At 43.6% G+C, this 7161-nt stretch carries 11 protein-coding genes; 10 read left to right on the forward strand and 1 reads right to left on the reverse strand.

Going from position 1 to position 7161, the window contains the following annotated elements:
* Positions 1–671: helix-turn-helix domain-containing protein (locus tag HT703_RS10585; protein ID WP_138701223.1), on the reverse strand; the 671-nt coding region annotated here is incomplete at its 3' end.
* Between the two features lie 179 nt (positions 672–850).
* Between HT703_RS10585 and HT703_RS10590 the strand changes: the two genes are divergently transcribed.
* The 10 genes from HT703_RS10590 to yidD all read left to right on the forward strand — a co-directional run bounded on the left by HT703_RS10590 (position 851) and on the right by yidD (position 7018).
* The gene (locus tag HT703_RS10590) at positions 851–1099 is read left to right on the forward strand and encodes a YneF family protein (protein WP_000364983.1); all 249 of its coding nucleotides are present in this window, start codon (positions 851–853) and stop codon (positions 1097–1099) included.
* Between the two features lie 203 nt (positions 1100–1302).
* Entirely contained in the window at positions 1303–2097 is a 795-nt protein-coding gene (racE, locus tag HT703_RS10595; protein WP_000370374.1) for a glutamate racemase, read from the forward strand.
* Positions 2094–3065, forward strand: a complete 972-nt coding sequence (locus tag HT703_RS10600; RefSeq protein WP_000182447.1) for a nucleoside-triphosphate diphosphatase — start codon at positions 2094–2096, stop codon at positions 3063–3065. Before racE ends, HT703_RS10600 begins: the two co-directional genes overlap by 4 nt.
* Entirely contained in the window at positions 3041–3562 is a 522-nt protein-coding gene (locus HT703_RS10605; protein ID WP_001118962.1) for a metallophosphoesterase, read from the forward strand. The genes HT703_RS10600 and HT703_RS10605 overlap by 25 nt, the downstream gene beginning before the upstream one ends.
* Positions 3559–4020: a cyclic-di-AMP-binding protein CbpB gene (gene cbpB / locus HT703_RS10610; RefSeq protein WP_000560725.1), complete on the forward strand. Its 462-nt coding sequence runs from the start codon at positions 3559–3561 to the stop codon at positions 4018–4020. The genes HT703_RS10605 and cbpB overlap by 4 nt, the downstream gene beginning before the upstream one ends.
* On the forward strand, positions 4017–4751 hold the full coding sequence (xerD, locus tag HT703_RS10615) for a site-specific tyrosine recombinase XerD (protein WP_277422347.1): 735 nt from the start codon (positions 4017–4019) through the stop codon (positions 4749–4751). Before cbpB ends, xerD begins: the two co-directional genes overlap by 4 nt.
* A complete protein-coding gene (locus HT703_RS10620) occupies positions 4751–5479 on the forward strand; it encodes a segregation/condensation protein A (protein WP_000351896.1) in 729 nt (242 codons plus the stop codon). Before xerD ends, HT703_RS10620 begins: the two co-directional genes overlap by 1 nt.
* A gap of 18 nt (positions 5480–5497) precedes the next feature.
* Positions 5498–6067: an SMC-Scp complex subunit ScpB gene (gene scpB, locus HT703_RS10625; RefSeq protein WP_000105298.1), complete on the forward strand. Its 570-nt coding sequence runs from the start codon at positions 5498–5500 to the stop codon at positions 6065–6067.
* On the forward strand, positions 6054–6776 hold the full coding sequence (locus HT703_RS10630) for a pseudouridine synthase (protein ID WP_001222218.1): 723 nt from the start codon (positions 6054–6056) through the stop codon (positions 6774–6776). Before scpB ends, HT703_RS10630 begins: the two co-directional genes overlap by 14 nt.
* Complete coding sequence (yidD, locus tag HT703_RS10635; protein ID WP_000821628.1) at positions 6776–7018, forward strand: membrane protein insertion efficiency factor YidD; 243 nt, start codon at positions 6776–6778, stop codon at positions 7016–7018. The genes HT703_RS10630 and yidD overlap by 1 nt, the downstream gene beginning before the upstream one ends.
* Positions 7019–7161 lie beyond the last annotated feature (143 nt).

Here is a 7161-nt window from a genome sequence, read left to right on the forward strand (position 1 = left end):
CCGTGATTGGCTAATATTTGTTCAAGGACATGATAGTAAGCATTCAAGTTCTCTTTTTTATCAAAATAAGCCCCTAGGATATTGCCGGAAGCATCATCAATGGCTAAGTGTAAGTTAGAGGTTTCTGCTCCAAACCAGGCATGAGGGCTAGCCTCCATTTGGATGAGTTCTCCAGCAAATTTCTTTCTGGGTCTACTAGGATGTAGCTTTTTAGTGTCTTCCAGGAAATCTTTAGCGGACGGTAAGATTGGATTGTCTAGGGGATGATTGCGGTTCAGTTTAGCTTGTTTTCTTAGTCTCTTCTTTGTCTTTCTGTGAGACTTGGGAGAGAGGATGTTTTCCTTATAGAGTATTTTTCTAACAGTTGTATCAGAGAACTGAATTCCCTCTTCTTCAGCTAGTAATTCACAGAAATGAAGGACATTTGGTTTATATGTTTCATAGGAGAGGTATTTCTTTAGGACACGTTCTTTGATTTCATCAGGGATTGCATGTTTTGGTTTTTGATTTCTGTTTCCGTGTCTGAAGGCTTCTTTTCCTTTCTGTTGATAGGCTAGTAGCAGACGATTGATTTGTCTTTCAGAAAGATTCAGTTCGACACAGGCTCGATTCTTTGTTTTCTTTCCTTGGTCTATAGCTTTTATCACAAGATATTTTTTCGTTTCATTCATATTCAGTTGGATACTTTTCATACGACTATTTTATCAAATGGGACATTTTCACGTTCGATTTACTAAAGACATTCTCACATTCGAATTACATTCCATCCCTGATAGCGTAAAACAAACTAGTCAGGGTGACTAGTTTGTGGTATAATGAAAGGGACTCAAAAAGAAACAGGAGAAAAATGATGGATTTACTTTTAGCAATTGTATTGATTGTGCTAGCTTTTTTAGGAGGAGCTATTGGAGGAATGTACTTGGTTCGTAAGCAAATCGAAAAGGAATTCGCTGACAACCCACGTTTGAATGCTGAAGCAGTTCGTACTCTTTTGAGTGCAAATGGTCAAAAACCAAGCGAAGCCAAGGTACAACAAGTTTACCACCAAATCATTCGCCAACAAAAGGCAGCCCTTGCTAACAATAAAAAGAAAAAATAGATAAGGAAAAGTCTGGGATGAAAGTTCCAGACTTCTCACTATGTTGGCTAAGGGTTTAGGGATGAGACTTTTTCCTTGCATTCTATTGATATTTGATTATGATTAAGAGAGATAGTTATTGATTAGGCTGTCATTATTCAGTTCATAAGGAACGGTAATCATAATGAACTATCAATCAGAAAAAAGACTAGAAAGAAGACTGTATGGATAATCGCCCAATTGGTTTTTTGGATTCGGGTGTCGGGGGCTTGACCGTTGTGCGCGAGCTCATGCGCCAGCTTCCCCATGAAGAAATCGTCTATATTGGAGATTCGGCACGGGCTCCCTATGGTCCCCGTCCTGCTGAGCAAATTCGTGAATATACTTGGCAGTTGGTCAACTTTCTTTTGACCAAGGATGTCAAAATGATTGTCATTGCTTGTAATACTGCGACTGCGGTCGTCTGGGAAGAAATCAAGGCTCAACTAGATATTCCTGTCCTAGGTGTTATTTTGCCAGGAGCTTCGGCAGCTATCAAGTCCAGTCAAGGTGGGAAAATAGGTGTGATTGGAACGCCCATGACGGTACAATCAGATATCTATCGTCAGAAAATTCATGATCTGGCTCCAGACTTACAGGTGGAGAGTTTGGCCTGTCCCAAGTTTGCCCCCTTGGTCGAGTCTGGCGCCCTGTCAACCAGTGTTACCAAGAAAGTGGTCTATGAAACCCTGCGTCCCTTGGTTGGAAAGGTGGATAGCCTGATTTTGGGTTGTACCCATTATCCATTGCTCAGACCTATTATTCAAAATGTCATGGGACCAAAGGTTCAGCTCATCGATAGTGGAGCAGAGTGCGTACGGGACATCTCAGTCTTACTTAATTATTTTGAAATCAATCGTGGTCGCGATGCTGGACCACTTAATCACCGTTTTTACACAACAGCCAGCAGCCAAAGTTTTGCACAAATTGGTGAAGAATGGCTGGAAAAAGAGATTCATGTGGAGCATGTAGAATTATGACAAATAAAATTTATGAATATAAGGATGAACAGGACTGGTATGTCGGGTCCTATGGTATTTTTGGTGGCGTCCGGACGTTGACGGATGATGACTTGGATTTTCCTCTATTGGAGTTTGCCCAAAGATTTCGAGATGAGGATCGAGGTTTTCCTGTTTCTGTTACTGTTTTACGCTATGGTTCTCTCTACCGTTTATTGTCTTTTGTGGTAGATATCCTCAACCAAGAAATGGGACGAAATGTAGAAGTCATTCAACGTCAGGGGGGGGTTCTCTTAGTTGAAAATGGGCAACTCCTGCATGTAGAATTGCCTAAAGAAGGTGTTGATGTAGAAGCATTCTTTGAGACAAACAAGGTCAGAGAAACCTTATTGATTGCGACTCGTAACGAAGGCAAGACCAAAGAGTTCCGAGCTATCTTTGATAAGTTAGGCTACGATGTGGAAAATCTTAATGACTATCCTGACCTGCCTGAAGTAGCTGAAACAGGCATGACCTTCGAAGAAAATGCCCGTCTCAAGGCAGAAACCATTTCTCAATTAACGGGCAAGATGGTTTTGGCAGATGATTCTGGTCTCAAAGTCGATGTCCTTGGTGGCTTACCAGGCGTCTGGTCAGCTCGTTTCGCAGGTGTGGGAGCAACTGACCGTGAAAATAATGCCAAACTCTTGCACGAATTGGCCATGGTCTTTGAACTCAAGGACCGCTCGGCTCAGTTCCACACAACCCTAGTCGTAGCCAGCCCAAATAAGGAAAGTTTAGTTGTTGAAGCAGACTGGTCAGGTTATATTAACTTTGAACCTAAGGGTGAAAATGGCTTTGGCTATGATCCCCTCTTCCTTGTAGGAGAAACAGGTGAGTCATCAGCTGAATTAACCCTGGAAGAAAAAAATAGTCAATCTCACCGTGCCTTAGCCGTTAAGAAACTTTTGGAGGTATTTCCATCATGGCAAAGCAAACCATCATTGTAATGAGCGATTCCCATGGCGATAGCTTGATTGTGGAAGAAGTCCGTGATCGCTATGTGGGCAAAGTCGATGCCGTTTTTCATAACGGCGATTCTGAACTACGTCCGGATTCTCCACTTTGGGAGGGCATCCGCGTTGTTAAAGGGAACATGGACTTCTACGCCGGCTACCCAGAACGTCTGGTGACTGAGCTTGGTTCGACCAAGATTATCCAAACTCATGGTCACTTGTTTGACATCAATTTCAACTTTCAAAAGTTGGACTACTGGGCTCAGGAGGAAGAGGCCGCTATCTGCCTCTATGGTCACTTGCATGTGCCAAGTGCTTGGTTGGAAGGCAAGATCCTCTTTCTAAATCCAGGTTCTATCAGTCAACCACGAGGTACCATCAGAGAATGTCTCTATGCTCGTGTGGAGATTGATGATAGTTACTTCAAAGTGGACTTTTTGACACGAGATCACGAGGTGTATCCAGGTTTGTCCAAGGAGTTTAGCCGATGATTGCCAAGGAGTTTGAGACTTTCTTGTTGGGGCAGGAGGAAACTTTTTTGACCCCTGCTAAAAATCTAGCTGTGTTGATTGATACCCACAATGCGGATCATGCGACCCTCTTGCTCAGTCAGATGACCTATACCCGTGTTCCTGTTGTGACAGATGAAAAACAGTTTGTTGGGACGATTGGACTCAGAGATATTATGGCTTATCAGATGGAGCATGACTTGAGCCAAGAAATCATGGCGGATACGGATATCGTTCATATGACAAAAACGGACGTAGCGGTTGTTTCGCCTGATTTCACCATTACGGAGGTCTTGCACAAGCTAGTAGATGAGTCCTTCTTACCGGTTGTGGATGCAGAGGGTATTTTCCAAGGGATTATTACGCGCAAGTCCATCCTCAAGGCCGTTAATGCCCTCTTGCATGACTTTAGTAAGGAATATGAGATTCGATGCCAATGAGAGACAGGATTTCAGCCTTTTTAGAGGAAAAGCAGGGCTTGTCTGTCAATTCCAAGCAGTCCTATAAGTATGATTTGGAGCAATTTTTAGACATGGTAGGTGAGCGGATTTCTGAGACCAGTCTCAAGATTTACCAAGCCCAGCTAGCCAATCTAAAAATCAGCGCCCAGAAGCGAAAGATTTCGGCCTGTAACCAATTTCTATACTTTCTCTATCAAAAAGGAGAGGTGGACAGCTTTTACCGCTTGGAATTAGCCAAACAAGCTGAAAAGAAGACGGAAAAGCCAGAGATTCTATACCTAGACTCTTTTTGGCAGGAAAGCGACCATCCAGAGGGACGCTTGCTAGCGCTCTTAATCCTAGAAATGGGGCTCTTGCCCAGTGAGATTTTAGCCATCAAGGTTGCGGACATCAATCTGGATTTTCAGGTGTTGCGAATCAGCAAGGCTTCCCAACAGAGGATTGTCAGCATTCCCACGACCTTGCTTTCGGAGTTGGAACCCTTGATGGGCCAGATATATCTCTTTGAAAGGGGAGGGAAAGCCTATTCTCGTCAGTGGGCCTTTCGTCAGTTAGAAGCTTTTGTCAAGGAGAAAGGTTTCTCAACCTTATCAGCTCAAGTCTTACGTGAACAGTTTATTCTAAGACAAATAGAAAAGCAGGTCGATTTGTACGAAATTGCAAAAAAATTAGGATTAAAAACAGTCCTGACCTTAGAAAAATATAGATAATGGATATTAAATTAAAAGATTTTGAAGGGCCCCTGGACTTGCTCTTGCACCTGGTTTCTAAGTATCAGATGGATATCTACGATGTGCCCATTACGGAAGTTATCGAACAGTATCTAGCCTATGTCTCAACCCTGCAGGCCATGCGTCTGGAAGTGACGGGTGAGTACATGGTTATGGCCAGTCAGCTCATGTTGATTAAGAGCCGCAAGCTCTTGCCAAAGGTAGCGGAAGTGACAGATTTGGAAGATGACCTGGAGCAGGATCTTCTCTCTCAAATTGAAGAATACCGCAAGTTCAAGCTCTTGGGGGAGCACTTGGAAGCCAAACACCAAGAACGGGCCCAGCACTATTCCAAAGCGCCGACAGAGTTGATATACGAAGATGCGGAGCTTGTGCATGACAAGACGACCATTGATCTCTTTTTGGCTTTTTCAAATATCCTAGCCAAGAAAAAAGAGGAGTTTGCACAGAACCACACGACTATCTTGAGGGATGAGTATAAGATTGAGGACATGATGATTATCGTGAAAGAGTCCTTGGCTGGACGAGATCAATTGCGCTTGCAGGATTTGTTTAAGGAAGCCCAGAATCTCCAAGAGGTCATCACCCTCTTTTTGGCAACCCTAGAGTTAATCAAAACCCAGGAGCTAACCCTCGTACAAGAGGAGAGTTTCGGAGATATTTATCTCATGGAAAAGAAGGAAGAAAGTCAAGTGGCCCAAAGCTAGACTTGATAGAGAGGAAAGATGAGTACTTTAGCAAAAATAGAAGCGCTCTTGTTTGTAGCGGGTGAAGATGGGATTAGAGTCCGCCAGTTAGCTGAACTCCTCTCTCTGCCACCGACAGGCATCCAACAGAGTTTAGAAAAATTAGCCCAGAAGTATGAAAAGGCCCCAGATTCCAGTTTGGCTCTAATTGAGACAGGGGGCGCTTATAGATTGGTGACCAAGCCTCAATTTGCAGAGATTTTGAAGGAATACTCTAAGGCACCTATCAACCAGAGTTTATCTCGGGCTGCCCTTGAAACCTTGTCCATCATTGCTTACAAACAGCCCATCACACGGATAGAGATTGATGCCATCCGTGGGGTCAACTCGAGTGGGGCCTTGGCAAAGTTGCAGGCCTTTGACTTGATACGAGAAGACGGGAAAAAAGAAGTGTTGGGTCGCCCCAACCTCTATGTGACTACAGATTATTTCCTAGATTACATGGGAATTAACCATTTGGAAGAATTACCAGTGATTGATGAGCTTGAGATTCAAGCCCAAGAAAGCCAATTATTTGGTGAAAGGATAGAAGAAGATGAGAATCAATAAGTATATTGCCCACGCAGGTGTGGCCAGTAGGAGAAAAGCAGAAGAGCTGATCAAGCAAGGTTTGGTGACGGTTAACGGCCAAGTGGTACGTGAACTAGCAACCACTATCAAGTCAGGCGATAAGGTTGAAGTTGAAGGCCAACCTATCTACAACGAAGAAAAGGTCTATTATCTGCTTAACAAACCACGCGGTGTCATTTCCAGTGTGATAGATGACAAGGGCCGCAAGACGGTTGTCGACCTCTTGCCCAATGTCAAAGAGCGCATCTACCCTGTAGGTCGTTTGGACTGGGATACATCAGGAGTTTTGATTTTGACTAATGATGGGGATTTTACGGATGAGATGATTCACCCTCGTAATGAGATTGACAAGGTTTATGTCGCGCGTGTTAAAGGTGTGGCCAATAAGGATAATCTCCGCCCCTTGACCCGTGGACTTGAGATTGATGGTAAGAAAACCAAACCGGCTGTCTATGAGATTCTCAAAGTGGACCCAGTCAAAAACCGCTCTGTGGTGCAGTTGACTATCCATGAAGGGCGTAACCACCAGGTTAAAAAGATGTTTGAAGCTGTCGGTCTCCAAGTAGATAAGTTGTCACGGACCCGTTTTGGACATCTAGACTTGACAGGACTTCGTCCAGGAGAATCCCGTCGTCTTAATAAAAAAGAAATCAGCCAACTACACACCATGGCTGTAACCAAGAAATAATGAAACGAATTTTAATAGCGCCTGTGCGCTTTTACCAACGGTTTATCTCACCAGCCTTTCCACCCTCTTGTCGCTTTGAGCCGACTTGTTCCAACTACATGATTCAGGCTATTGAAAAACATGGCTTCAAGGGTGTTTTGATGGGCTTGGCTCGGATTTTACGTTGCCATCCCTGGTCGAAAACAGGTAAGGACTCCGTCCCAGACCACTTTTCCCTCAAACGGAATCAAGAAGGGGAATGAGGTGAGGTAAATAGATTTCAAAATGATAAAAACGCATCCTATCAGGTTTGAGTGAACTTGATAGGATGCGTTTTAGAATGTCAAAATTTTATACTCTTCGAAAATCTCTTCAAACCACGTCAGCTTCTATCTGCAACCTCAAA

This window comes from Streptococcus sp. 3874 (assembly GCF_013276425.1).
GTDB lineage: Bacteria > Bacillota > Bacilli > Lactobacillales > Streptococcaceae > Streptococcus > Streptococcus pseudopneumoniae.